This is a genomic window from Armatimonadota bacterium, assembly GCA_018268395.1.
In the GTDB taxonomy this organism is placed as follows: domain Bacteria; phylum Armatimonadota; class Fimbriimonadia; order Fimbriimonadales; family Fimbriimonadaceae; genus JAEURO01.
Genome location: JAFDWQ010000001.1, coordinates 365,776 through 391,513, shown reverse-complemented (window position 1 = coordinate 391,513; position 25,738 = coordinate 365,776). Strand labels below are relative to the sequence as shown.

20 protein-coding genes are annotated in these 25,738 nt (G+C 62.5%); 9 read left to right on the top strand and 11 right to left on the bottom strand.

What is annotated here, in order from left to right; all coding sequences use genetic code 11:
* Nucleotides 1-890 precede the first annotated feature (890 nt).
* The gene (locus JST30_01655; protein MBS1713021.1) at nt 891-1,532 is read right to left on the bottom strand and encodes a hypothetical protein; all 642 of its coding nucleotides are present in this window, start codon (nt 1,530-1,532) and stop codon (nt 891-893) included.
* A gap of 350 nt (nt 1,533-1,882) precedes the next feature.
* Here JST30_01655 and JST30_01650 point away from each other — a divergent pair, with 350 nt between their 5' ends.
* Nucleotides 1,883-2,851, top strand: coding sequence for a S1/P1 nuclease (locus JST30_01650; GenBank protein MBS1713020.1), 969 nt, complete (start codon nt 1,883-1,885; stop codon nt 2,849-2,851).
* A gap of 13 nt (nt 2,852-2,864) precedes the next feature.
* Here JST30_01650 and JST30_01645 read toward each other — a convergent pair whose 3' ends face one another.
* From JST30_01645 to JST30_01635, 3 genes are all read right to left on the bottom strand, one after another.
* Nucleotides 2,865-4,970 (bottom strand): alpha amylase C-terminal domain-containing protein, encoded by a 2,106-nt coding sequence (locus JST30_01645; GenBank protein ID MBS1713019.1) that lies wholly within the window; start codon nt 4,968-4,970, stop codon nt 2,865-2,867.
* A 121-nt stretch (nt 4,971-5,091) separates the two neighbouring features.
* The gene (locus tag JST30_01640; GenBank protein ID MBS1713018.1) at nt 5,092-6,171 is read right to left on the bottom strand and encodes a hypothetical protein; all 1,080 of its coding nucleotides are present in this window, start codon (nt 6,169-6,171) and stop codon (nt 5,092-5,094) included.
* Complete coding sequence (locus tag JST30_01635) at nt 6,168-6,635, bottom strand: GyrI-like domain-containing protein (GenBank protein MBS1713017.1); 468 nt, start codon at nt 6,633-6,635, stop codon at nt 6,168-6,170. Before JST30_01635 ends, JST30_01640 begins: the two co-directional genes overlap by 4 nt.
* 295 nt (nt 6,636-6,930) lie before the next feature.
* On the opposite strand from JST30_01635, the gene JST30_01630 reads away from it, so the two are divergent.
* Entirely contained in the window at nt 6,931-8,184 is a 1,254-nt protein-coding gene (locus JST30_01630; GenBank protein ID MBS1713016.1) for an outer membrane protein transport protein, read from the top strand.
* A gap of 62 nt (nt 8,185-8,246) precedes the next feature.
* Here the strand turns inward: JST30_01630 and JST30_01625 are convergent, their stop codons facing one another.
* From JST30_01625 to JST30_01600, 6 genes are read right to left on the bottom strand one after another with little or no spacing between them, the layout of a single operon-like run.
* Nucleotides 8,247-8,909, bottom strand: a complete 663-nt coding sequence (locus JST30_01625) for a rhodanese-like domain-containing protein (protein MBS1713015.1) — start codon at nt 8,907-8,909, stop codon at nt 8,247-8,249.
* Nucleotide 8,910: 1 nt separating this feature from the next.
* Nucleotides 8,911-9,525 carry a YeeE/YedE family protein gene (locus JST30_01620; protein ID MBS1713014.1) on the bottom strand — a complete coding sequence of 205 codons (615 nt, stop codon included), beginning with the start codon at nt 9,523-9,525 and terminating at the stop codon, nt 8,911-8,913.
* Complete coding sequence (locus JST30_01615; GenBank protein MBS1713013.1) at nt 9,522-10,085, bottom strand: YeeE/YedE family protein; 564 nt, start codon at nt 10,083-10,085, stop codon at nt 9,522-9,524. Before JST30_01615 ends, JST30_01620 begins: the two co-directional genes overlap by 4 nt.
* Before the next feature lie 7 nt (nt 10,086-10,092).
* Nucleotides 10,093-11,019 carry a polysulfide reductase NrfD gene (nrfD, locus tag JST30_01610; protein MBS1713012.1) on the bottom strand — a complete coding sequence of 309 codons (927 nt, stop codon included), beginning with the start codon at nt 11,017-11,019 and terminating at the stop codon, nt 10,093-10,095.
* A gap of 9 nt (nt 11,020-11,028) precedes the next feature.
* Nucleotides 11,029-11,565: a 4Fe-4S dicluster domain-containing protein gene (locus JST30_01605; protein MBS1713011.1), complete on the bottom strand. Its 537-nt coding sequence runs from the start codon at nt 11,563-11,565 to the stop codon at nt 11,029-11,031.
* Between the two features lies 1 nt (nt 11,566).
* Nucleotides 11,567-13,774 (bottom strand): molybdopterin-dependent oxidoreductase, encoded by a 2,208-nt coding sequence (locus JST30_01600; protein MBS1713010.1) that lies wholly within the window; start codon nt 13,772-13,774, stop codon nt 11,567-11,569.
* Nucleotides 13,775-14,282: 508 nt separating this feature from the next.
* On the opposite strand from JST30_01600, the gene JST30_01595 reads away from it, so the two are divergent.
* Nucleotides 14,283-15,218 (top strand): TerC family protein, encoded by a 936-nt coding sequence (locus JST30_01595; GenBank protein ID MBS1713009.1) that lies wholly within the window; start codon nt 14,283-14,285, stop codon nt 15,216-15,218.
* Here the strand turns inward: JST30_01595 and JST30_01590 are convergent.
* Complete coding sequence (locus JST30_01590; GenBank protein MBS1713008.1) at nt 15,215-16,726, bottom strand: ClC family H(+)/Cl(-) exchange transporter; 1,512 nt, start codon at nt 16,724-16,726, stop codon at nt 15,215-15,217. The genes JST30_01595 and JST30_01590 overlap by 4 nt on opposite strands.
* 549 nt (nt 16,727-17,275) lie before the next feature.
* On the opposite strand from JST30_01590, the gene JST30_01585 reads away from it, so the two are divergent.
* From JST30_01585 to JST30_01560, 6 genes are all read left to right on the top strand, one after another.
* Nucleotides 17,276-17,716, top strand: coding sequence for a hypothetical protein (locus JST30_01585; protein MBS1713007.1), 441 nt, complete (start codon nt 17,276-17,278; stop codon nt 17,714-17,716).
* 300 nt (nt 17,717-18,016) lie between these two features.
* The gene (locus JST30_01580; GenBank protein MBS1713006.1) at nt 18,017-18,256 is read left to right on the top strand and encodes a hypothetical protein; all 240 of its coding nucleotides are present in this window, start codon (nt 18,017-18,019) and stop codon (nt 18,254-18,256) included.
* On the top strand, nt 18,253-19,524 hold the full coding sequence (locus tag JST30_01575) for a TolC family protein (protein ID MBS1713005.1): 1,272 nt from the start codon (nt 18,253-18,255) through the stop codon (nt 19,522-19,524). Before JST30_01580 ends, JST30_01575 begins: the two co-directional genes overlap by 4 nt.
* Nucleotides 19,521-21,875 carry an efflux RND transporter periplasmic adaptor subunit gene (locus tag JST30_01570; protein MBS1713004.1) on the top strand — a complete coding sequence of 785 codons (2,355 nt, stop codon included), beginning with the start codon at nt 19,521-19,523 and terminating at the stop codon, nt 21,873-21,875. The genes JST30_01575 and JST30_01570 overlap by 4 nt, the downstream gene beginning before the upstream one ends.
* Nucleotides 21,872-25,300: an efflux RND transporter permease subunit gene (locus tag JST30_01565; protein ID MBS1713003.1), complete on the top strand. Its 3,429-nt coding sequence runs from the start codon at nt 21,872-21,874 to the stop codon at nt 25,298-25,300. The genes JST30_01570 and JST30_01565 overlap by 4 nt, the downstream gene beginning before the upstream one ends.
* On the top strand, nt 25,297-25,680 hold the full coding sequence (locus JST30_01560) for a cupredoxin domain-containing protein (GenBank protein ID MBS1713002.1): 384 nt from the start codon (nt 25,297-25,299) through the stop codon (nt 25,678-25,680). Before JST30_01565 ends, JST30_01560 begins: the two co-directional genes overlap by 4 nt.
* Nucleotides 25,681-25,738 lie beyond the last annotated feature (58 nt).

The window sequence follows — 25,738 nt, the reverse complement described above, 5'->3', positions numbered from 1 at the left end:
TCCTGCGGGATCCGTGGTGACGTCGTTGACCCGGTCTGCAACAGGACATTCGCGCACGGAAGGCTCGACATGGCGCATTGCCAGACCGGGCCACCCGTCCGCTGAAGTCGGATCCGAGTCTGGTAGCGGCAACTCGGCAAGGTGCGGTCGAGGAACGGTCTGTCCATCCCGAGGAAGCGGGCCCCCATGGAAACCAAGTGCCCGATGAGGGAGAGGAATGGCCGAGCGAAGGAGGGGAATGGCCCGATGAAGGAAAGGAACAGTCCGGTGAAGGAGTGGAATAGCCGACTGAAGGAGAGGAATAGCCGAGTGAAGGAGAGGAATAGCCGAGTGAAGGAGTGGAATGGCCGACTGAAGGAGTGGAATAGCCGACTGAAGGAGAGGAATGAGCGGTCATTCCGAGGAATGAGGGGCTATTCCCGGCACGCAGCCCTCTTCGTCGCCGCCTCCAGACTCGGTTCCGTCGGATCCGGACGGGTAACCCGGTCTGGCAACGGTGTCCACGCTTCATCCCGCCGGACCGGAGACCGTTGCAGGCCGGGGCAAGGGCGCCGCATCAGACCGGCCCGTGAAACCGCGCGTTGTGAGCCGGTGCGGACGAAGCCTCCAGACTAAGTCCGGCGGCGCTCGGTGTGAGGTGGTGTCCGGAGTCTGGAGGCAGCAACACACCTGGAATGGGACGGCCGGTGCACCAAGCGGGGCAGAACCGACCCGTGGCCGCGAGATCCTTACTTGCAGAACGGGCGACGAAGGCAAGTTCCTTCGGAACCGGGCTGCAAACGGGCACGGACCATCCCGTTTCAGCCCGGCCACCCATCGGGAGGTCACCCAAGGTCAGGCCACCCGCCGCTGGATCTGCATGAAGACGATCGACACGGCGAAGGGGTAAGTCAGCCGCCGAACGGCGAGACGAGTCTTGCCGGGGGCGTCGCCCCCGGCAAGATCGTCGCGTGCAGCCTCGTCACCGAGTAGGTCGTCGGGTTGGGCCACTGGAAAAAATCCTGCCTGAACCGAAAGTACACGACGTGCCTCCAATCAGCCGTGCCGGAAAACTCGGACTTGCGGAACAGAATTCCTTTCGGGTTCCCCCCGTGGAATGAACCGTTGCTCGCTCCCTGCCCGTTTTTGTCCATGACGTACAGGATCCAGGTGTCGGCGATCTTGTTCGCCGGGACGGTGTAGTAGTCCACCAAGAACCTGTCGACTGTCGACAGGTCCATCTCGAAACTGCCGTCCCCCCCATATTCGATGTTGAAGTTCCAGACTGTGGGCGCAGGTGATGAAAGCTTCTGCTCGCCGTTTCCAACGTTGAGGGTCAGCGGGACGCCGTCGTTGCCGTTGACCTGCATTTTCGTCCTTCGCTGGCCAAAGATGCAGTGCCGCTTGTCCAGGCCGAAGATGGCCTTGTAGTCTGACCCCATGGTCAACGTTTTGGTATACGCACCGACCGTGAAGTCGTCCAGTGTCCAATACTTGACGCCAGGTGCGCCCTGCGGCGCGAGGACGATCGCGGCGGCGAGGACAGCGGACATCGTGCTTTCATTCTATCGCAGCCTTTCCAGAATCGCGGTCGCTTGCGTTGGCCGGCAGACGAGGTCCGGCGGCGCGCGGCGTGAGACGGTTGTCCGGAGTCTGGAGGCAGCCAACCAGGACACAGGAGCACCCCTCGTCCCTCGACACGGCTCGGAGCGATGCGCTCGGGGCAGGCTTCCTTCCGACCATCACCTTGTCCTGACCACCTGACAAATGGTCACCCTTGGTCGTCCCACCGACCGCTTTCGCAGGAGCTCGACCCCCCAAGTCCGTTAGCGCCAAGAGCGACCCTGCCCCTAGGACTCCGACCTCCACCCTTCACTTCCGCCCGTCAAACTGGGGAAGCTCCATGAAACGCCTTCTCCCGCTCGTCCTGACCCTCGCCGCCGCCCCTGCGCACGCCTGGCTCGGCCGGGGGCACGAACAGATCGCCGACATCGCCTGGACGCAGCTTTCGGACGGCGCGAAGAAGGAGATCGCGGCGATCCTCAAGGCCGGCGACGCACCCTTTCAGCCCGCGGGCGACAGCGAGAAGGACGTGCGGGCCGCGTTCCGCTCGGCCGCGACCTGGGCGGACTGGATCAAGGAGCACAAGGACGGGATCTACGAGCCCGAGATCAAGGTCTGGAACGCCCGGTTCCAACCCGGCCATCAGGAAGACGACACCGACCGCGAGTCGCACCGCTGCAAGCGGTGGCACTACTTCGACGTCCCCATCGACTTCCAGGGCGCGACGCCCGGAGTCGAGGGCAGCAACGCCCTCATCGCTTTGACCTCCGCGCGCTACGAGTTCGCGATCCTCGGACGGCAAGACCCCAAAGACCGCAAGACACAGTGCTGGTGGCTCTACTGGATCACCCACGTCGTCGGCGACCTCCATCAGCCGCTTCATTGCGTGAGCAGCTACAAGTTCGACCCGCGCGGAGACGCGGGCGGCAACTTCTTCAAGCTCGGCATCGGCTATCCCGACAATCCCGACCGCATGGCGAACCTGCACTTCTTCTGGGACCAAGGGATCGAGAACGCGATCGCCGCGGACAAGGCGAAGGGCGAGTCGGACTCGATCGAGGACGTCTCCCAGCGCTGGTCGAAGACGGCGGGGCCCGTCTCGACCGACGTGGAGAACATGGAGTTCGCGACCTGGATCGCCGCGGGCGCCAAGAACGCCCAAGGCCTGGTCTACACAGGGGTCGACAAGGACGGCAAACCGAGCGACGCCTACCGCGCGAAGCAGGCGGACTTCTGCCGCAAGGCGGCAACGCTGGCCGGATACCGTCTCGCCCGCGAGATCGAGCTCGGCCTCGGCACCAAGTCCTGAACGCCGGGCGGCGTCAGTCTTTGGTCAGGATCAGGAAGCTGTACGGCGCGAGGTTGACGCGGCCGCTGACGGGCATGCCGTCATACGCTTGGGCGTCGGCCTGGAAGTCCGGGCTGAAGAGGTCGCCGAAGAGGCTTGAGTAACCGTTCCAGTCGGAGTTGAGCGCGACCGACCAGCCTCCTCCCCTCGGGAGGCCGATGCGGTAGTCGTTGTAGGTCGTGTTCTTGAAATTGAACACACAGACGACGTCGTCGCCTGAGCCTCCTTGGTCGTATCGGTGGAACGCGATCACCTTGCCCGCCACGTTCCGGTGGTGGAGGTTCATCCCTTGGCCCGAGAGGCCGGCCGATGCGCCGCCCGCGTTCTTGCGCAGGGCGATCATGTCTTTATACATCTGGCGGATGCCGGCGAAGGTCGTCGTCTTGGTCCAGTCGAGCGGGCGGTCATCGTCGAACCAGCCGCTCTCGAGGAACTCCTGCCCTTGGAAGATCATGGGGATCCCAGGAGCGGTGAAGACGAGCCCGGCGGCGAGGGTCGAGCGCTTTTGCGCCCAGTAGCTCGCGGGGTTGCCGATGTCGATCTCGTTCGGCAGGCGCTGGTGGCCGTTGGCGTCCTCGTCGTGGTTCTCGCTATAGACGACGCGCTGGAAGGCGTCGCCGTTGAACCGCTCGTTGAGGACGTTGGCGACGGCGTTCATGTCGCGGGCGTTGTCGTCCGGGGTGGTCATGGTCGACCGGACGGTGTGGACGAAGTTGCTCCATTGACTGTCGAAACCGGCGCCGCCCGCTCCGGTGGTCTTCGTCAGCCAAGCGTTGTTCTGGAGGTCTTCGGCGATGTTGATCTTCCACGGCTGACTCTGGTCGAGCGAGTCGTTGAGCCATTGGAGCAGGCTCCAGCCGTCGGGGTTGTCGCCCCAGTCGGTGACGCGCATGTTGAGCGTCGAGTCCCACCTGAAGCCGGACACGCGGAAGTCCTGCGCCCACATCGCCTGGTTGTCGCGGATGTAGCTCCGGACTTCGCCGCGGCCGTAGTCGGGCCGGGTCCAACCCCAGGGCGTGTTGCCGCGCTGGTCGTTGTAGAAGAACAGTCCGCCCCATTGGCCCTGGCTCCAACCGTCGAACCGCCAGACGTCCATGTCGTTCGGGCCCCAATGGTTGTGCACGACGTCGAGGAGGACGCCGATGCCGCGCGCGTTGGCCTGGTCGACGAAGCGCTTGAGGGCGTCAGGGCCGCCATAGGCCGATTCGACCGACCACGGGTAGCTCGGGTTGTAGCCCCACGAAAAGTCGCCAGGGAACTCGTTGACGGGCATCAGCTCGATGAGGTTGACGCCGAGGTCTTGGAGGTAGGCGAGCTTCTGTTCGGCCATGGCGAGCGTGCCGACCTTCCCGCTCTGGGTCGGGTTGAACGCCCCGACGTGCATCTCATAGATGACGGCGCTGTTCCACGCGGGGGTTTGAAAGTTCTGGGTCTGCCAGGCGTACTTGGCCTGGTCGTAGACGACGGAGTTGCCCGTCGAGTTGGTCAATTGCTTGGCCCAAGGGTCGTTCTTCCAGAGTTGCTGGCCGTTGTAGGTGACGACGAACTTGTACTGCTGGCCGTGCTTGACGTTGCGGACGTCGAGCGAATACCAGCCGTTGCCTTCGGCTTGGAGCTTCGCGGCGGACGTGCTCCAGTTGTTGAACGTCCCCGCGACGTTGACCTGCTGGGCGTTCGGCGCGAAGACCCGGAAGGTCGTCCCGTTCGGCCACACCGTCGCACCGTTGCCGGAGAATTCGCCCGGGATCGTGCTGACCGAGTGCGATTCGGTGAACACCGCTCCGCCCGGACTGGTGACGCCGATGTACCAGTTGTCGCTGCTCAGAGGGGGAGTCGACGTGTTCGTAACGGTGATCGTCTCGACCTTGGCCGATCCGTCGACTTTATAGTCGTAGCTCGTGAGCGTCGGTTGACTACCGCGTTTGAGATAGACGTCGGCGTCGCCCTTCAGGCTGGTGAAAGAGACGACCAATTTTCCTTGGACGTCGGTCGGTTTGACCGTCTTGGACACCCATTGGCCGGCCGCGACGGTCGTGCCGATGCCCAACGCCGGGCCGACGCCCGTCTGGGCCGTCGCCATGACGGCGCCTGAGAGAAGGACAGAGAGGAGGGAAGTGCGACGGTTCAAGCGGCCACCGATCCCCTATTTTAGTCCAAGAATACGAATTCTGAGACGTGCGGGCCGAATTGAGGCCGGAGGTTCAGCCGATAACGGCGCGGACTTCCTCTTTGCCCTTCCTGTTCACCCGCCAAATGAACGCGTCAAGGACATAGTGCGTCGCCTGTGGCATCGTGAGCAACGGGACGAGGACCATCAGCACTGTGGCGCTCGGCAAGGCCCATGTTGCCTGACCGAACACGAGCGGGTGCTCGTGCCAGACGAACCAGTCCCAGATCCCCTCTTCGAAATAGGCGAGCAAGAACAGCGCCCCGAGATAAAAGGGGACGAACTTGAGTTGGAAGAACTTGAGATAGCGCCGCTTTTCGGCTTCCGGCCTTGAGCGCTTCTTGTGCTGGTACGCCCAGACGAGGGCGATGTACGGCACGCCGTGGGACACGATGTTGATCATCGCGAACGTGAGGTCGCCGTTGTAGAGCACGATGCCGACCGACCAACTGAGGGCGGTCGTGGCGAGGAGGAGGACTTTGCCCGCGTTGACTTCGTGTCTCTGGACTGAGCGGAGAATCTCCTTGACGGCGAACGCGGCGAGGACGGCGAGGTAGAGCGCAAGGGTGGCGCGTTCGATCCACGGGAAGGGGTTGCGAAGCATTTCGCTCTCGTCGAACCAGCGAAAGTTCCTCGTGTATGTATGCCAGTAGACGAGAGGATAAAGCGTGGCCAAGTAAATAGCCGATTGATCGATACGGTAACTCCATCCTCCAACGGGTTCGCCTCTCCTGTAGAGCATGAGAAAACCGTACTGTTGTCGTACGAAATGATAGATCGCGGCATAAGCGAGGACGATCCAAAACAGTTTTGCACTGATCGCATAAAGTGCGATCCCGATCGTCCAACACAAGGCCGGCACGACGATGTAGAGAGTGCGCCGTTTCTGGAACTCTTCTTTGTCCAAGTAAGTCCGAAAGAGCGAACTGTACACATGGGCCACGTCGATGCCGAGGACGAGGAGCATCCAAAGCCACACGGGCGGAGCGTCGAGCGACATGATCTGTCGTCCGAAGACCAGGACGATGGCCGTCACGACGACCGAGGGCCCGATGATCGTGGCGAGGTCGAACTTCGGCGACGTGATCCAGGGCGTCGCGACTTTCACCGTCACTCGAGAGGCAAGTAGAGTTCGGTGATCAGACGGTCGGCAGGCGTCTCCTCGGGATCGTTGACATAGACCTCATAGGCCGGGTTCTGGCTGACGTTGCGTTTCAGTTTGCGCTCTGCATAGTCCACGAGTTGCGCCCAGATCGGGGAGAGCCCCTCGTAAGGGCCGACGAACGTCGTCATGGCGTAGTCGCCGCCCGTGACCGTTTCGATCGTGATCGGCAGCCCGGCCGTATCGGTCAAAACGTAGTTCAGCGGCACTTCGACCGCGGCCGCGGACCGCAACTGGTTCGCTGGAACCTCCTCCGTGTTGTCGTAGTACAAACCCAACGTCCGGACGACTTGAACGTTGCGGCTCTCGACCCAGCCCCACAGCCTGTCGAAGACAGGGCCGATCGACTCGTAGGGCCCGGTGTGCCGGATCATCGCGACCCGGAAGGGAGGTACGGAGACCTGTTTGAATTCCATCGTTCCGACTAGCTTACATTGCGGAGGACGACGGGGTTGCCCCGTTCAGGGCCGCACACCTCGGCAAGCCGTCGGTCCAGGCCCGTCGTCAAAGGGGCCCCTGTCCCGGTCACTCCCAAAAAGGTCTTGTTTTCGTTCCTCCGTATCGGATAGGTGTCCTCTAAAAGGATTGCAAGAACAGTATTGACAATAGTCCTTTGAAACGGGTGAGCGAAGTGTAAGAAAGACAAAATATTAGTGGAGGCCCGTACAGGGCACGGAAGGTTCTGGCGGGCTGCTCCGATCGGAGCGACACATGCGAACTTACAGACCCGCGCTCGAAGCGTTGGCCCTTTCTGTGGTCTTGTCCACCTTGCCCGCTACGGCCATCGCCGGAACAGACGGTTACTTCTCAGGAGGTTGGGGCGTGAAAGCCAAAGGCATGGGCGGAGCGACCTTGGCCTATGCGCAAGACTCCTTGGCCGCAGTCCACAATCCTGCAGGAATCGCCTGGCTGGACAAGAGGTTCGACCTGAGCCTCGAACTGTTCAACCCCGTCCGTCATTACGACACGGCCGGCAACCCGTCGGGAATGGGAGGGTTCGTTCCCGGCACCGTCAAGTCGGGACGGGAGGCCTTCCTGATCCCGAGCATCGGAGCGGTCTTCCCGACCGCCGAAGGCGTGTTCTCCTTGACGCTCCACGGGAACGGCGGGATGAACACGTCCTGGCCGGCCGAAGCGAACATGGGCCATGGTACGTTCGGCGGAGGCGCTGCAGGCGTGAACCTGGAGCAAATGTTCGTCTCGGGTTCTTACGCCAGGAAACTGAACGATACGACGTCGCTCGGAGCGTCCGTGATCTATGTCCTTCAGAAATTCTCGGCTTCGGGTCTACGTCCGTTCAACCCCGGTTCCTCGCATCTGAGCGACAACGGCGACGACGAATCGACCGGCTGGGGCACGAAGTTCGGCGTGACGTCGAAAGTCAACGACAAGCTCACCTTGGCCGCGGTCTACCAGCCTCGGATCACCATGACGAAGTTCCAGAAGTACAGCGGGCTGTTCGCCGACCATGGTGGCTTCGATATTCCCGAGAATTACGGGGTCGGGCTGGCCTACAGACCGACGGACCGGTCCACGCTCGCCTTCGACGTCAAACACATCAAGTATAGCGACGTGGCGTCGGTCGGAAACCCGTTCAGCAACATCAGCCACGGGCTCGGTGAGCCGGACGGCCCCGGATTCGGATGGAAGGACATGACGGTCTACAAGCTCGGATACGAGTGGAGACCGGACGACAAGACGGCGTACCGTGCGGGCATGAGCTATGCCAGGCAGCCGATCGAGTCGAGCGAGATCCTGTTCAACATCCTGGCGCCGGGTGTCCAAGAGTGGCACTTCACGCTCGGTATGACACGGAAGACCGGGGATCGTGGCGAGTGGAGCTTCGCTCTCAGCTACAGTCCGGAGAAATCAGTCAGCGGGATCAACCCTCTCGACCAGAACCAGACGGTCACGCTGCGGATGCGTCAACTCGAGATCGAATTCGGATACGGCTGGAAGTTCTGAACGCTTGAGAACGTGAAGGGCCCCGGCTCAAGAGCCGGGGCCCTTCTTCTGCGCTTCGCTCCTCAGCAACCGCCGCCTTTCGCCTTACCGGGCGCAGGCTTCGCCGGCTCGGAAGGAGGGGCCGTGGGTGGAGCGGCCGGCGGGGTGGCGGGTGACGAAGTGTCGGGTACGACCGGGGTCCCGCTCGAAGCGGTGCCGCCCTGGAAGTGTTCTCGAACGGCCTTCATCGCTTTGTACTCGGCAGTCGCCGTCCCTTCGTCCGTCGACCGCAGGCAGGTCGGCGTCATGATGTCGCGCCACCACCCTTGTACGCCGTCGAGCAACGTCTTCGTCCGGTATCCCTTTTGAAGGAGGACGACCCAGGCCTGAGCCGCGTGCGTCCCGCCGGACGAGCAAAGGACGATCGTCTTCTCTCGCTGGAGTACGGCGGTCCCTTCGGGAGCGAGGAGTTTGTCCATCGGGACGTTGACGGCTCCTGGAACGTGGTAATCGTCGTACTCCCAGGGCTGACGGACGTCCACAAGGACATAGTCCTTGCGCCCCTCGATGATCCACTTCGCAAGCGTGTTCGCGTCGATATGGTCGTCTTTCGCCTGGACTTGTTTCAAGACGGCGGCCCCTTCGACGGCCACGGAAGCGTCTGGCGCCCCCCGTGCGATCAAGAGTCCGAACCCTAGGAGCAAGGCAAGGAAGACCCCGCCTCTTTGTACTGTGATGTTCCGCATGTCAACTTCCTGCCTGACTGGTCCGGTCTTCTTCGGGGCCGAACCGTCGTTCCACTTTCGTCGCGATCCAGAAGGCTCCGAGCGCCATGAGGATCACCAAGAACGCCACGGTTCCGGCAGGTAGGCCGAGCCATTGGGGAAGAGTGAACTCTCCCATGCTGCCAGACTTGGCGAACGCTTCGTACGCCGGATAGCCCCACGCCCAGAGGGCGATGCCGAGTAAGGCTCCCCCGATGAACCAGAGCGCGTCTTTGCGGCCCGATCCGAGGGCGACGAACGCCGTTCCCGGACAGTAGCCACCGATCACGAACCCGACACCGAACAGGAGTCCGCCCACGATCTGAGGTGCCAAGAACGTCGGGGGGACGGTGACCTGCGCCATGTCCAACCGGCCGAACACGACCAGGTACTGCACGCCGATCATCGCCGTCACGATCGCCGTGAACATGACTTTGAGCACGGCCATGTCGCGTCCGTAGAAGACGGCGGCGAGTTTCTTCGCGCTACCGAAGCCGGCCCGTTCCAAGACGAACCCGAAAAGCCCACCGATGACGAACGCGACGATCAGACCGGCTTCTTCGCCGAAAACGCCGAGCGGTGCCAAAGGGCCGTTCATCGCCATTGCCTCCGGACGAACCAGGCGGTGGCATATCCGCCCGCGAAAACCGACAGCATGAACGCCCAACTCCCGACCGAGAGGAGGGAACCGCCCGTTAGAGCCTGTCCACTGGTGCAACCCCGAGCGAACCGGGTCGCAAACCCGACGATGAGGCCGCCCCCGAATGCGAGCAAAGCACGTTGACGGACGGTGACGCCCTCACCCTTTTCGGTCGTAGCCCGGAAGCGACCGGCGGTCAGGCTCGCGACGATGCCGCCCACGAACACCCCGATCACTTCGAAGACCAGCCAGTCTTTGAGGATCGGCTTGTCGCCGAGATAGGTCGACCAGTACGGGTGGGCGGCGACCGATTCATGCGAGACGGCATCTTCGGCCGTCGCGACGACACGGGTGAGCGCACCGCTTGCGCCCAGGCCGCTCCCCATCAGATAGAAGGTCAAGACGAGCACCAGGCCGAGCGCGATGCCCGCGACATAGGGGTTCCAATAGGGCCGTGGGGCCGCGTCGACGGTTTCGGCGTGCCCGACGGTTTGTGAAGGACTCAGAGTGACACTCATCGACTGTTCACGTGTTGGGGACGGAGCTCGCCTGTCCGGCGAACACGATGACGGCCCTCAAGGCGAGGCCCCCGATCAGGACCATGAGGGAGGGAACGGGCGTGTCCAAGATCCGTCGCCGGACCTGGAGCTGTTCCAAAACGAGGGGGACGGCGAGGCCGAAGCCGACGACCAACACCCAGAACGCGGACCCGTAAGGCCCGTCGGTCAGGAGGCCAAGGGCTTCGTGCTGGGACCGTGTGGTCGTCGCGAACCCGAGGAGCATCAGGAGGATGACAGAGAGCTCGATGGCGATCAGGCCGATGTCGAGTTTCGTCAGGCGGTCCCGTTCGTGCTCGTCCCGCGAAAACAAAGTGAGTGCGGCCGCACCCGTCGAGAGCCCGGAGACCAAGAACAGCAACGGAAGGAGCGGCGTGTTCCACAACGGGCGACCGAAGTTCGCACTCAAGAGCACGCCCGTATAAGTCCCCAAAAAGAGGCCGCTGGCCAAGGTGAGCCGACCGAGCAAGACCTTGGCCTTCTCAAGCCGCTTCACCCAGGGTGCGAGGAAGGCCCATCGACCGGTCAAACGGTCTTGGACCAAGACGAGCCCGAACAGGAGCGCGACGGGAGGAATGACCAGCAGCGCGCGCGCACCGACCGCCATCGTGGACGTCAGGTTCCAATACTTGTAAAAAGCCAGAATGTTGGCCTTGTTGGCCAGGTCGTGCAGGAGGCCGAGCATCGCCAGAGGAACGGTCACGGCCGCAGCGATCACGGCGAGGCGCATCATCGGCGACGTCTTCGGTTCGCCGAACGCCAAGAACTGGACTGCGGCGATAACGAGGACGCCCGCCGCCATTCCGCTGAACAGCAAGTAAAGGGCGACGTCCCACCCCCAGACTTCGAGAAGCGGGGCCACGTTCGGATTGAACCGGGTGCTGGTGATCTCCATGGAATGTCCCTAAATCAGGTAGTACACGTTCGGCCCCGTGCCGGCATCTGGGCGCAAGACCTTCCAGTTACGGGTCCTCAAGAGGTGACTGACCTCGCTTTCGGGGTCGTCCTTATCGCCGAACGCCATGCACTTGGTCGGGCAGACCGAGACACAGGCCGGCAAGAGCCCTTCTTTGACGCGGTGCGCACAGAACGTGCACTTATCGGAGCAGTTCGTCCGCGGATTGATGAAGCCGACCCCGTAGGGGCAAGCGACCATACAGTTCTTACACCCGGTGCACTTCACGTCGTCGACCAGGACGATGCCGCCTTCGTCGATGTGGATGGCGCCCGTAGGGCAGTTGATCGCGCAAGGGGGCCGGTCGCAGTGGTTGCACCGCTCCGATCGGATCTCCATCTTGAGGTCCGGGAACTTTCCGGTCGTTTCCGTCACGATCCAGTCGCGGCAGTAACCGTCGGGGACGTTGTTCTCCGCTTTGCACGCGAGGACGCAGTCCATACAACCGACGCACTTGCGGGTATCGATGACCATCGCGTACCGCATGTCAAGCCTCCTGCCTCTCGATCCGGACAAAGTTGCCGCGCATCGCAGTACCCCCCATGAGCGGATCGACCTTATAGCGGGTGATGAGGCCCGTGTCGTCGGCGCCCTTGCCTGCCGATTGTCTCAAGCGTCGGTCGGTATGGCCGAAGCCATGCACCATGTAGACGCACTCAGGACGGATGCGCTCGGTGACCTTGGCTTTGATCGGATTGCTCCTGGCACCGTCTTGGTTGACCAGGACGACCCGTTCGCCGTCTTTCACGCCGAGGTCGAGGGCCGTGTCCGTGTTGACCCAGACTTCGTTCTCCGGTTCGAGCTCGGCCAACCGCCGATTGTTGGTCGTCCGTCCAAAGGTGTGGACGGGGGACCGTCCGTACAGCAATCTGAAGTGTCCTTCAGGGGCCGGATCGGGCGGCGTGTACTTCGGCACCGGATCGTGGCCCGCTTTCTTGAGTTCCTCGGAGTAAAGCTCGACCTTGCCGGACTTCGTGCCAAAGGCCATCGGCCGGCCCTCTTCTGCGTAAAGCCCATGGCCGGGTTTGCGTAAAGTGCCGACAGCCTTCAGTTCGGCGAGCGTCGTCCCGGCCGTCCGAAGACGGGTGTCGAGATAGTCCTCGATGTCGTTCCATGGAAAGTACGTCTCCAATCCGAGACGCAGGCCGAGCTCTCGGGCGATCCACCATCCGGGCTTACTGTCGAACAAGGGGTCGACCACGGGTTGCCGGAGCGAGATCATCGGTGTCCGGAAGGACGGCGTCCAAAGCTCGTCGAACCGCTCCAAGTAGGTGCATTCGGGAAGGACGACGTCGGCCCAGCCCGTGATTTCGGCCGGCATCGTATCGATCGCGACCATGAAGTCCAAGGCTTTGAGAGCCTCTTCCGTCTCGCTCACGTTGGGCAGCGCTTGGATGAGGTTCGTACCGTAGACCATCCATGCTTTGACCGGATAAGGCCGTCCGGTCCTCGTCGCGTCACGCAGTCCGTTGGCCACGCCTTCGTTCGCATAGGGAAACCGGGAGCCGCCCCCGTCCGCCCGCCCGCGGGCCGGTTCGGGATAGGGAGGCACCGGGTACTTCCCGACTTTGGCCTTGGTCGGGAAATAGAACCCGCCAGGACGACCCCAACTGCCGAGTAACGCGGACAGCAGCGCGATGGCCCGGCTTCGTTGGGTGTCGTCGCCGTACCACGTCACGTGGCGGCCGGGATAGACAAGGACCGAGGGGCTGTGGGCGCCCATTTCGCGGGCGATCAGGCGGATCGTTTCCGCCGGAATGCCCGTGTGGGGGTACGCCCATTCCGGCGTGTACCCGGCGACCTCCCTCTTCAATTCGGAGAATCCGACGGTGTTGGCTTCGACGAACGGCCGGTCGTAGAGCCCTTCCTCCACGATCACGTGGATCCACGCCAAGAGGAGGGCCAGGTCGGTGCCCGGCTTGACCGGTAACCAGTGTTCGGCTTTGCTCGCCGCGACCGAGAAGCGGGGATCGGCCACGACCAAGTGCAGGCCCTTTCCGATCGCGTCGGCGAACTCTTGCACCTGCGTGTTGTGCATGTTCTCGCCCAGGTGCGAACCGATCAGGACCGCCATCTTGGCGTTGGCCAGGTCGTAACGTTCAGGAGAACCGATACCTTCGCCGAAGGTCAGTTCGAACCCGACGTCGCGCGGGCCCCGGCACTGGGCAAAGGAGGGTTGGGCAATGTTCGGTGATCCGAAAGAACTGACGAGGTGGCCGAAGAACGCGCCGCCCGTCCCGTGCGAGAACAGGGCGAGGGACTCTGGGCCGTACTTCTCTTTAACGGCTTGGAGACGGGAGGCGACCTCGTCGAGGGCGCGGTCCCAACCGACGGCTTCCCACTTCTCGGATCCGTTCGTCCTGACGCGGACCAAGGGGCTGGCCAACCGGTCCGGGTCGTAGACCGCACCGAGACCGCCCGTACCCCGGGGGCACAATCGGCCCTCGCACAGGGGGTCGGCGGGATTGCCTAAGAGCTTGACGATTTCGCCGTCGCGGACGTGGGCGAGAGTGCCGCACTTCCAGAAGCACATCTCGCAAAACGTGGGGACGACCGTCGTGCTCCCGCCATGCCCCGATGCCCGCCTTTGCGGAATCCGGCCCAGCGCCCAGCTACCGGCCCCAAGCGCGAGACTCCCTGCCGTCCCGATTCCAGCAACCTTGAGGAAATCTCTGCGACTGACGTTGCCGAACATTTCGTGCGCTGCCTCAAATCCGCCTCCACATGGCGTTGGGCCGATTTCGGTCTGGTCACCCGTGGAGGTGGACCAATCAGTGAGAGGCGGGCCCGCTCCGGAACGATTCAGCACGGTCCCGATCGGCCTGGGACCTGTCCGAACCAAGGTCGCGTCTGGGTGAAAAGGCCTAATGGTCGAGCAAGCCGGCACCGAGAGGCGTCCGCCGGACGTTCTATCACGAGAACCCCTGAAGGGGAGTAGCGCCCGGAAGAACGGGTGGTCGGATCCGTCAATACGCCTGAAAGGGCCGGGCCGACCGTAAGAGCGAGACCTTCACCGCCGGACGGTGAAGGTCTTTGTCGTTTGGTGCGGGTTCGGGAACCGTTATGGACCGACCGAACAAGAAGCCGAACGTCGTCGCACTTCGACCTGGACCGTCAAGCGGGATGGAAGGCTGCCCGTGCTGACCGAAATCGCCAATGTGCCTCTATGGATCTGGCTGTCGTTCCTCGCCTTCGTCCTGGGGATGTTGGCCCTCGACCTCGGTGTGTTCCACCGGACGGCCCATAAGGTCGAAGTCAAAGAAGCCCTGGTCTGGAGCGGCGTTTGGATCGGTCTGGCCTTGGTGTTCAACATCGTCCTTTTTGTTTTTTGGGACCAGATCCAGCCGGGCAGCCGACTTTCGAACGAGGAAGCAGGGTTCGCCTTCTTGGCGGGCTATCTGGTCGAGAAGGCGCTCAGCGTCGACAACATCTTCGTCTTCCTCGTCGTGTTCGGGACGTTCGCCGTTCCCGAGGTCTACCGGCACCGCGTCCTGTTCTGGGGCATCATCGGCGCCCTATTGGCCCGCGCCTGCTTCATCGCCCTTGGCTCGGCACTCTTGGAGCGGTTCTTCTGGACGATGGTGGTCTTCGGGCTGTTCCTCATCGGGACCGGCATCAAGATGGCCCTGACCAAGGACAAGCACCTCGAACCGGAGAAGAACCCGCTTCTCAAGCTCTTCCGGAAGTTCGTGCCCGTCACTCCCGATTACGTCGGCAAGAAGTTTTTCGCCCGCATCGACGGCAAGCTTTGGGCGACCCCGCTCTTCGTCGTCCTCCTCGTCGTCGAGTTCACCGACCTGATCTTCGCCGTCGACTCGATCCCTGCGATCTTCGCGATCACGACCGACCCGTTCCTCGTGTTCACGTCGAACGTCTTTGCGATCCTCGGCCTTCGGGCACTGTTCTTCGCCTTGGCCGGGCTCGTCCAAATGTTCCGGTACCTCAGTTACGGTCTGGCCGCCGTCCTCGTGTTCGTCGGAGGAAAGATGCTGTACGGCTACGCGGAGAAGGCGCTCGTTCCGGACTGGCCCAAGTTCCCGGTGCCTCTGTCGCTGACCGTGATCGTAGCGATCCTGGGCGTCGCGATCGTGGCCTCGGTCGTCAAGTCGAAGTCGGAGCGTGCTTTGGAACCGGTCTAAGAGGGGTCGGCCGGATGGGGCGACCGGGCGGCATCGTGCAGGGCGACGAGCGCCCTTTCGTCAGGCGGACCGACGACCTGGACGGTCAGCTCGTCGCCATACTGGATCTCCGTCTGGCCTCGAGGCTCGACGAACCGTTCTTGTCTTCTCACGGTCGTGACGAGCATCCCAGGCGGAAAGGGAGCGTCGCGGATGAGCACGCCGTCGAGCGGGGAGTCCGGCTGGACGGTCAACGCGAACGAAAACGTATCTTGAGGGAGGTCACCGAGTTGTCCGGTGCGGTGCAGGTCCCGCTCGAGGAGCGACTCGTAGATCGGTTGGTTCCTGGCAAGGTTGGCCAAGACGTAACTGACGAACGCTGCGATCAAGAGCGCGTACAACAACGAGTATTGCTGGGTCATTTCGACGATCAGGACGACTCCTGTCAACGGCGCGCGGACAGAAGCGGACAGAACGGCCGCCATCCCCAGAGTCGCGAAGACATCGGGCTGGACGCCCAGCCCCGGGAACAGCCTGGCGGCGACCACGCCAACGATGAAGCCCGTCAGCGACCCCATGACGAGGACAGGCGCGAACAGTCCGCCAGGCACGCCCGTCGCGAAACTAGACGACGTCAGAATGAGCTTGCCGACCAGTAACAACGCTAGGAAGCCGAGGGACGTATGCAGGTAAGCGCCGCGCAGAATGGCGCCCGCAAGTGGATGACCCCCGCCCGTCACCTCGGGCAGGACGGCGAGGAAAGCACAGGAAACGGCTCCGACGACGGCGCCAGCGACGCTACGGCCCATATGCCGTTCCCGCCATAGGACGAGCCGGACGGTCAGGACGTTGAACGCCACACCGACCAGCGCGCTGAACACGCCGACGATGACGACGATCCCAAGGGCTTGAAGCGGCACCGGCCTCGGTTCGATCAGGACGAACGATGGAACTTGGCCGAATGTGAAACGGGCCACCGCGACCGAGCAGACCGACGCGGCAAGGGCGAGCCCGTAGGTCAGTGGCGACATTTCACGGCGAAGTTCCTCCATGACGAAGAGGAAGCCCGCCAACGGGGCGTTGAACGCTGCGGCCAGTCCAGCCCCGGCGCCGCTCGCGATCATCGATTGGCGCAACCGCATCGGAGCTTTCGAGACGTCGGCCATCGCCGCACCGAGTGCCCCGCCGATCTGAATCGTCGGCCCCTCCCGGCCAAGGGACATGCCCGCGAGCAAGGCGGACAGGCCCGCAACGACCTTGACCGTGATCAAACCGAAGGGCCTGACGGTCCGAAGGTTCATGAGGACGGCCTTGATGTGAGGGATCCCGCTTCCTCCCGCTTCTGGGCAGAACTTTTCTGTCAGCGCACCAGCGAGGTACCCAAGGACGCCGCCGCAGGCGACGATCCCGAGAAAGGCCGGCGGTCCCTGGCGGGTCAGAGGAGCGAGAACGTTCTGGCTGACCAGGGCAAAGATCTCGACGGCCCTTTGGAAACCCACGGACACGGTGCCGACGAGGACACCCGTCACGGCGCAGACGACAAGGCCTGTTCGCTCAAGGGACCGATGGTCGTGACCCTTGTCCTGTCTAGGTGGACGTGTACGCTCCATACCTCCGCATTCGGTGAACGGACGAGGCTCAGGGCGCGGGTCTGCCGCAGGTCTTCGAGCGAAGAAAACAGATTTAAGAACCGAAAAGGCAATGGTGCGCGGGAAAGGCACCGTCTACCTGATTGTATCCGATTATAGGTAGAAACCCGGACCTGAGCGGGGTTTTCGGTTGAGTTAGTAGCTGCTTCTGGGCTACAGTTTGGGCTACGAGCCCGCAGGGCCAATGGATCCAGTCAGAACTGCAAGCGTGCCGTGGGAGTTATGACCGGTGCAACCGGCTGAAACCGCCGCTGGCCCCGGCAAAGCCGCCCACTCTCGCGTGTTCGGTTCCACAGCCTCCCGGGATCTGACCGGTGACCGTGGAGCAGGGGTGAGAGAGTTCGCGGTGGACATGCCCGGTCTGGGGATCGCCTTCTGAGGGGATGGCTGGGCCATGGGTGCGAAATGACCGCTATACTCGTCGTAAGAGTGGTGGGCATCATCGGCAAGCTCTTTCTGGCCGTTGCGGTGCTCGTTTCACAGACGGGCACTGGGTTACTGACCTGCGTCTGCCCCGAAGCACCCCAGAAGTTGCCGGCCGCGCCAACGAAGGTTTGCCCCGTGACCATGGCTCCAGGCTGTGCCTGTTGCGCCGAGGCTCCGGCGAACAACCCGGCCGCGAAAGACACGGGCGCCAAGCTGTCCATGAAGGCACCCGAGTGCAAGGTGGCTGCAAACGACAACCACCAGGCGCTCAAGGCAGTTCAATCTACGGCTGAGGTCGAGGCGCCCGCGGCCCTCAGCCCGGCCGCTAGCCCTCTCCCGAGCGTGCCGTTAGCCGCTCCCGTACCTTCGATCCATCTGATCGTTCCCCGCATTCGTCCGCCGGACGAGCGCGCTCACGGCCTTCGTGCGCCTCCTGCTTCCTAGTTCTCGCCCTGGCCTCCCTCTGCGTCGCGGAGGGGCGGCACCGACCAGAACTCGAGGAAGACTATTTCAAACTTTCAGAAAAGAGGCGCGTGCGGCGCAGCGTCCTGTGCGTGCCACCGAAAAACCAGGCTGTTCGGGCCGGGAACAATCGTAGCGGCCTTCGCGGCGCTGGCGATCGTGGGCTTCGGATCTTGGCAGTCACAGCCGGCCCGCGGCGTCCACGCTGGCGCACTGCCAAGCCCGGCCAAAGCGCTTTGGAAGCCAGAGCCATCGAGCTTATTGAGCGATCCGAGGATCACTTTGTCGGCTTCGCAGCGGCGCGCCATCAACGACATCGGGACGAAATGGCAACTCGAGAAGAGCCGGTTGCTCGCGGCCATGGACGGTTTCGCGCCCAGCCGAGGACGGCTCGACCAAGTCCAAGCGTCCATGATGGACTACAGCAGGCTGTCCAACGAATACGATTCGATGCGATCACGAAGTTGGGCTCAGGCGACCGCGCTGCTGACTGAAGCCCAGCGGAAGGTGGTGGCTCCGTGAGGTCGACTACGATCCTCATTCTCGCCTTGGCGACCTGCGCGGCACTTGGCCAGACCCGTCTGACTCTCGACGACGCCATAGCCCGAGCTCGCACGCACAGTCCGGTGCTCAAGGCATCCGTCGCCGAAGCCGAAGCAACCCTCCAAGCATCAAGGTCGGTTTCTGCCAGGAGCCTGCCCCAGGTGTCGGCGAACGGCTTTGGAACGACGGGCAACGAGGCGAGCATCCTTGGCTCCTCTCCGATGGTTGATCCCCAGGCGCTGATGGCGACCGCCCCCGGCACCTTCTTCGACGGCAACCTCATGCTCATGGTCCCCTTGTTCGCGAGCCGTCAATGGTCGATGGCCCAAGCGGCGAATTGGCTGGCAAAGGCGGCACTTGGAGAACTGTCAGAGGCGAGGGCCGACCTAGATCTCCGGGTGACAGAGGCGTTCTACAAGGTCGTCTTGGCAGACCAGATGGTCGGCGTGGCCGACTCCAAAGTGGTCGCGGCCAAGGAGTTGGTCAAGAACACCCGCGCGCAGCTCGAAGCCGGCAAAGGGATCGAGGCGGCCGTCAACCGCGCGACTGCGGAAATGGCTGCGGCAGAGCGGGAAGTCACCCTTGCCAAGGCTGAGCGGACAAAAGCCGACCTCGATTTGAAGGAGGCAATGGGGGCCGACCTGAGTGAGGACATTGTGGTCGGCGTGCAAGGGGGACCAAGCGTCGTGCTGACTTTGGACGAAGCCCTTCGCATAGGTAAGCAGTCTCGAGGAACAATCGTCGCAGCCCGTGCCCGGACAGCCTCAGCCGAGGCAGAAGTGCGAGCCGCGCGGAGCCAAAGCCTCCCACAGGTCTACGGGGTCGCGATGGCTGACGCTACCAACCAGACCGGCATGGGCGGGCTCAATGCCGGACTCACTGTCAGTCTGCCCGTCTTCGACGGCGGCCGTATTGCGGCAGAAACGAGACAGGCGAAAGCCATGAAGTCCAAAGCTGAAGCCCAGCTAAGGAGCGCGGAGCTAGCGGTCGAGAAGGAGGTGCGGCAGGCATTCGTCGATGTCCAAGCCGCAGACTCAAACGTTGCGTCGGCTGAAGCTTCGACCAAGGCGGCCGAAAGCGCGTACGAAGTCGTATCCGAACGCGTCGCAGTGGGCAAAAGCATTTTGGTGGAACAGCTTGACGCGCTGCAGGCGCTGACGCAGGCGCGGTCCGACCTATCGCGCGCGAACTTTGAACTGGCACTGGCCAGAGCCCGACTCATGAGAGCCGCTGGGGGCAAGCAATGAAAACCATCTGCGGCTTCCTAGCATGCGCGTTGGCATGCTTCGCCTCGGCAGTCCAAGGCGTCGCTGGACCTTACCGTGTCGACCTTCGGACAGAGCCTGCCGTCGTCCCAGTTGGGAGGGCGACCTTGCTCATCAAGGTCACTGACCAATCCGGCAAACCGGTCAGTGGGGCCACGATCAAGACCCTTGCGAAGATGCCTGGGATGTCCATGGGAGAGCGAGAGCAGCTTGCGACTCCTGGATCTTCCGGAGGAGAGTACACCGCCCCTGCAGTCTTCGCTATGGGCGGAGCTTACGAGGCCACGATCGAGATTGAAGGGCCGCAAGGGAGTGGCAAGACAGTATTGCCGTTGTCGACAGGTGAGGACACGGAGAGGGCAGGGGGTGGCTTCAACCTGCTGTCACTTTGGCCTTGGCTCTTGGTGGCCGCTGCACTCGTCTTTGTCGTCGTTCGGATCCGAAAGTCTGGTCAACGAGTCCACGCAAAGTCTCTCTTCACGAGGCAGGTCCTCCTTTCGCTCCTCGTCCTTGGCGCGGCCCTGGCCATCGCAGTCTGGGCGGTCAAGACGCAGCGGCGCGAAGGAGCAATGACCCCGATCGAGGCTCAAGTCATGGAGATGAACGCGCCCGCTCCGGAGGGCGTGATCCCCGTCCGCTTGGTCAAAGCAGAGCTGAAGGAGTTTGCCCCGACTGTCAGTTACTCTGGACAAGCCGTCGGCTTCGTCGAGCAAGACGTTGTGCCCCGTGTGACCGGCGCCATCGTGGCGATGCCAGTCTATGTCGGCGACAGGGTTCGCAAAGGGCAGGTCTTGGCCAGGCTGGACACTTCTCAGCTCGACCCCATGGTGGGTGAGAAGATAGCCGGAGTCAACACGGCTCAGAAGGGGGTCGATGTAGCTGCGCTCGAGTACCAGCAGGCGCTTGGCTCGATCGCTCAGGCTAAGGCGGAGGCAAGCATGGCAGAAGGGGAGCTGGCTGAAGCGAGGTCGATGCTCGAAGCCACTCAGCAAGGCCGTGGCAGCGCCGAGTCCGAGGTCACCTCCGCAGAAGCAGAGGTGAAGTCGATGGAAGCGGAACTTGCGGCTGCGCAGGCGGACGAGGAGTACCAGCGTCAAGACCTGGAACGAATGCGCGCTCTGTTCGAAAAAGGGGTGATCTCCAAAGACGAATGGCAGAAGTCGCAGTCTGATGCTCGAAAGTCGAGCGCGATGGTCGACAAGGCCCGAGAGAACGTCCGGCGGGCCCAGTCTGCAGTCTCGTCGGCGAGGGCCATGCTCAAGCGGACTGACGCCGAGATTTCTGCAGCTGGCCGCAAAGTCCAGCAAGCCCAAGCGAACGTTGCTGCCAAGCGAGCAGCCGTCCGGACTTCGGAGGCTGGTGCCAAAGCGTCAAAGAGCAAGGTTGGACAGTCGGCTGCCGGAGTCGCGGAAGCAGCCGCGAGTCTGCGAGGAGCGACGACCCAGCGCGGCTTTGCTGAACTGAAATCGAACATCGATGGACTGGTGACTTCGCGACTCGTCAGCCCGGGGACGGTCGTTGCCCCTGGGCAGGCCGTGCTCAAGCTCGCTCAAGTCTCTCCGATCAGGCTCCAGGCGAACGTTCCGGAGTCCGACCTGGACCGCATCGCCCCAGGAGCGCGCGTCACAGTGCGCAGTCGAGGCGACGAAGAGCACCCTCTGTTGGCGACTGTCACAAGCGTGTCTCCAGGACTCGATCCCTCGTCACGGACGGGGATCGTCGAGGCGCTCTATCCGAACACCGGTGGCAAGATCAAGCCCGGGCAATACCTCGCGATGGACATCACGGTCGGTTCTGTCCGTGACTCTGTGGTCGTGCCCTCATCGGCCGTCCTCACGGAGACAGCCGACCAAGGCAACAGATCCTATGCCTGGATCGCAAAAGCCTCGGCCAACGGCGAGTACACCGTTTCCCGCAAGGAGGTTCAGGTCGGTCCGGCCTCGGGAGGTCTTGTTCCGGTGTCCAGCGGTCTTTCTTCGGGAGAGCTCTTGGTGGACGACCCGCCGCCCAGCCTGGTGGAGGGGTCGAGGGTCAGTGCCCCTTCCCAACCCGTTGCCGCCACTAATGGAAAGCCCCAAGTGGTCGAGATAACGGACGCCGGTTATGTGCCGCCATCGATCCAGGTGCCGGCAGGTCGAGCATTCAAGGTCACCTTCATTCGAAGGGCGTCTGAGACGTGCGGGACGGAAGTCATCTTCCCAAGCCTGAGCATCCGCAAGGAACTGCCTCTCAACGTGCCCGTGACCATCGAGATACCGCCCCAGCCTCAGGGCAGGCAGCTGGAGTTCACGTGCCCGATGAACATGCTGAAGGGCAAGGCTGTTCCAAAGTGAAACGGATTCAGAGCGGCCTGAACCGGATCCCTCAATGGTCGATAGAGCACCCTTATGCGGTCGTCGCCTTCTTCGTGGCGATGATCGCTCTAGCTGGTATGTCCATCGGGCGGATGCCGCGCCGCTTCGCCCCCTACGTGGAGAGCCCGATGGTCGGTGTCGTCACGATGATGCCGGGCCTCTCGTCGCAAGAGATGGAGCTGTACATCTCCAAACCCATTGAAGAGCAGCTCATTAACGTGAAGGGGGTGCGCTACGTCAGGAGCACTTCCCAAGACGGCTTCTCGATCGTCACGCTGGAATTCCCATACGGGACGAACATGCAAAGGGCTGTGACGGACATCCAGTCCCTTATGAACGTCGTGCAGTCGAGCCTGCCCGCGACCGGGGCTAACCTCAAGCCCTCCTGGGTCGTGCCGATCGATCCGCTGAACCTGCCGATCCTCACTCTGTCCCTCCGCGGAGACGCTGCTCAAAGCTGGACCATGGAGAAGGTGCGGCAGTTTGCCGACAACACCGCGATCAATCGGCTCAAGACAGTCCACGACGTGTACTCCGTCGTCCCCTTTGGCGGTTACCGGCGCCAACTCCAGGTCATCGTCGATCGGGACAAGTTGGCCGCCTACAAGCTCTCAATACTCGACGTGCGGAACGCCATTGACCGCGCGAACGTGAGCACGAGCGGTGGGACGATCACCGACGTCGGACGGGAGGGCATCGTGCGCGTAGCGACAAGGGTGCAGGGCCCGGACGACATCTTGGGGTATCCACTGGCGACGGTCAACGATGCCGGGAAGCAGACCGAAGCCGCCCCTTCAGTCGGTGTCGGCGGCATGGGCATGGGAGCTTCCCCGCCTGTTCCGGCAACGGGTACCGCAACGACCGCCGCCGGCTCCCCCCGGGTCGTCTACGTCCGAGACGTTGCCCGTGTCGAAGACTCACACTGGGAGCGCCGAAGCGGCTACCACTATCTCGACAACAAGAGTGGCGTGGCCCACGAGTCTGTCTCAGTCAGCGTCATCCAGAATCCGGGAGCAAGCTCCGCCCTGGTCGTTCCCGCGGTGATGCAGGTCGTCAAGACACTGGAAAGCGAGAATCCTGGCCTGCACTTTGATGTCGCCTACGACAACGCCCACTTCGTCGACATCCTCTTCGACAACGTGTGGCACGAGCTTGGTATTGCCGTCCTCTTGACGGGCCTTGCCGTCCTTTTCTTTCTCGGGGAGTGGCGCGGAACGCTGATCGCCATGGTCACGTTACCGACGTCGCTCGCCATGGCCGTCCTCATGATGGTGCCGTTCGGCATGACCTTCAACAGCGGCACACTCATCGGGCTGCTTCTGAGCATCGGTCGCCTCGTCGACGACTCGATCATCGACATTCACGCCGTCGAGAGACACCTGCGCATGGGGAAGACCGCCAAGGAGGCCACGGTCGACGGCATCGCGGAGGTCCGTGTAGCGGTCATCGCTTCAACCCTAATGATCGTCCTAGCCCTTTTGCCGCTCATCTTCTCGGGCGGCATCGTCGGCCTCATGTTCGTCGAACTGGTCTGGCCGCTGATCTTCGGGTTGCTCGCATCGATGTTCGTCTCGTTCACCCTGACTGCCCTGCTGGCCTCCAAGCTCCTGCGGCCGGAGGCCGTGCGGGCCGAAGAACGGAAGCGCCCGGTTGCGCGCTTGCTCTATAGAGTGCTGGACCCGTTCCAAGCCTTCCTGGACCAGTTGGAGAGCAGCTATGCCCGCCTCATCGACTGGCTGCTGAAGCACAGGTTCGCGAACTTCACCCGCGTTCTCGCCACGCTCATCCTGGGCTTCTCCTTCTACTACTTCATTGGATCGGAGATGATGCCGCTCGCTGACACGGGGCAGGCTTCTGCCTTCCTCGAGATGCAGCCGGGCACGTCGTTCGCGGGCACCGAGGCCGCGGTGAAGCAGGTCGAAAACATCATTCGAAAGCATCCGGAAGTTCAAAAGGCGAGCATCGAGCTGGGATCTGAATCGATGTTCGAGACGTGGTCTCCGTTCTTCACCGGATATCAGATGCCGGCCGTGAACGGAGCTGCGATGATGCTCACTTTCAGTGACAAGGGCGATCGCCGGAACAGCATCTTCAAAGTCATCGACTCGATCCAGAGAGAGGCGCTCGGCACGGTTCCCGGTGTCCGCCGGTTCCAGATCAAGGAGATGGGATCGGACGTCATGGCCACCGCGGCAGCTCCGATCCACGTGAACATCTATGGTTCCGACCTGGTAGAGCTCGACCGGCTAGGGCGTGAAGTGCTGGCGGTGGGCGAGAAGATGCCAGAGCTTTACCAACCGGGCCGGACATGGGCTATGGGTGTTCCCGACTACCGCATCAACGTGGATCTACAACGTGCTCAGGAAGTGGGTCTAAGCCCTGACCAGATTGCCCAGCAGGCGTACTACGCCACACGAGGGGGCCTGACGAACGAGTTCTACCGTCTTCCCAACCTTCGACAGAACACGATCCTCGTCCGCTACGAGGGCGGGTCGCGAAAGACGTCGCAAGACCTCGAAAACCTCTACCTGGCAACTCCAAGTGGAAAGCAGGTTTTGCTGAAGTCCGTCGCGAACATCGAACCCACTACCGCGCCTACTGCGATCGAACACGACGGGCTTCGAAGAGTCATTGGGGTGACCGGTTACTACCGACTTGGCGACCTTCCCAGCATGGACGTGGTGATGAACCTCGTCGCGAACGCGTACAGCGGGAACAAGAAGCTGGGAATCGAGCCCGTCAACTTTCCGCCGGGCTATGGCATCGAAATGCGCGGCGACATGACTCAGATGATGGACAGCTTCAGGCGACTGCTGAGCGGCCTCGGATTGGCGCTAGTGATGATGTACCTGGTGCTTGTCGTCCAGTTCAGAGGGTTCTTGCAGCCGCTGCAAATGCTGGCTTCGCTGCCACTGGAGCTGGCTGGCGTCTTCGTCGCCCTCTGGCTCGCCCATCAAGCTTTCTCGACGGTGAGCATCCTGGGCGTCATCGTGCTCACCGGAATGGACCTCACGACGGCCGTGCTGATGATCGACCTGATCATGAAGTACCGCGACCGAGGTATGCCTCGCGACCAAGCGATCCGGAGAGCCTGCCCAGACCGACTTCGGCCGATCCTCATGACGGCAGGAATCACGTTGCTTGTCATGCTGCCAGTGGCCTTGGCGCCCAAGACGGGCCTTGATGCCTATCAGCCGTTGGCGATGGCAGTCGTCGGCGGTCTGATCAGTGGCACGGTGCTCTCGCTCTTTGACATCCCGATCATGCACACCTATGTGGACGACTTTGTCCGGTGGCTGAACAAGACGTTTCTCAACCGGGACTGGCACTGGCCAGTCGACCCCGATGCCGAATCCAATGTCTCCACGTTAGGGGGCCCCGACGTTTCCACTCAAACATCATGAAAGCAAGACCAATGCTCCTCCTCGCCGCGACTCTCGCGGCCTCGTCGCTCGCCCTCGCGCTTCAGCACGAGGCTCATCATCCGCAACCGCCGACTCCCGCCAAGGAGGTCAAGGGTGTCCAGACTATTACGGTCACCGTGGCGGACGGGAAGTACGCACCTTCCACCATTGCAGTGAAGAAGGGCAAGCCCGTCGCCATCACCTTCAAGGGCGGCAAGCACATGGGCTGCGGCTCGACCGTCCAGTTCAAGTCTCTCAAGATGAAACAAACGTTGAAAGAAGGTCAGACGGTCGTCTTCAAGTTCAAGCCCGACAAAGCTGGCGACGTTGCCTTTGCTTGTCCGATGGGCATGTACAAGGGCAAGGTGGTGGTGAAGTGAGATCCAGGCCACTGGCTGTCCTCGCGTGCCTGGCCGCATCTTGCTTCGTCATGGCTCA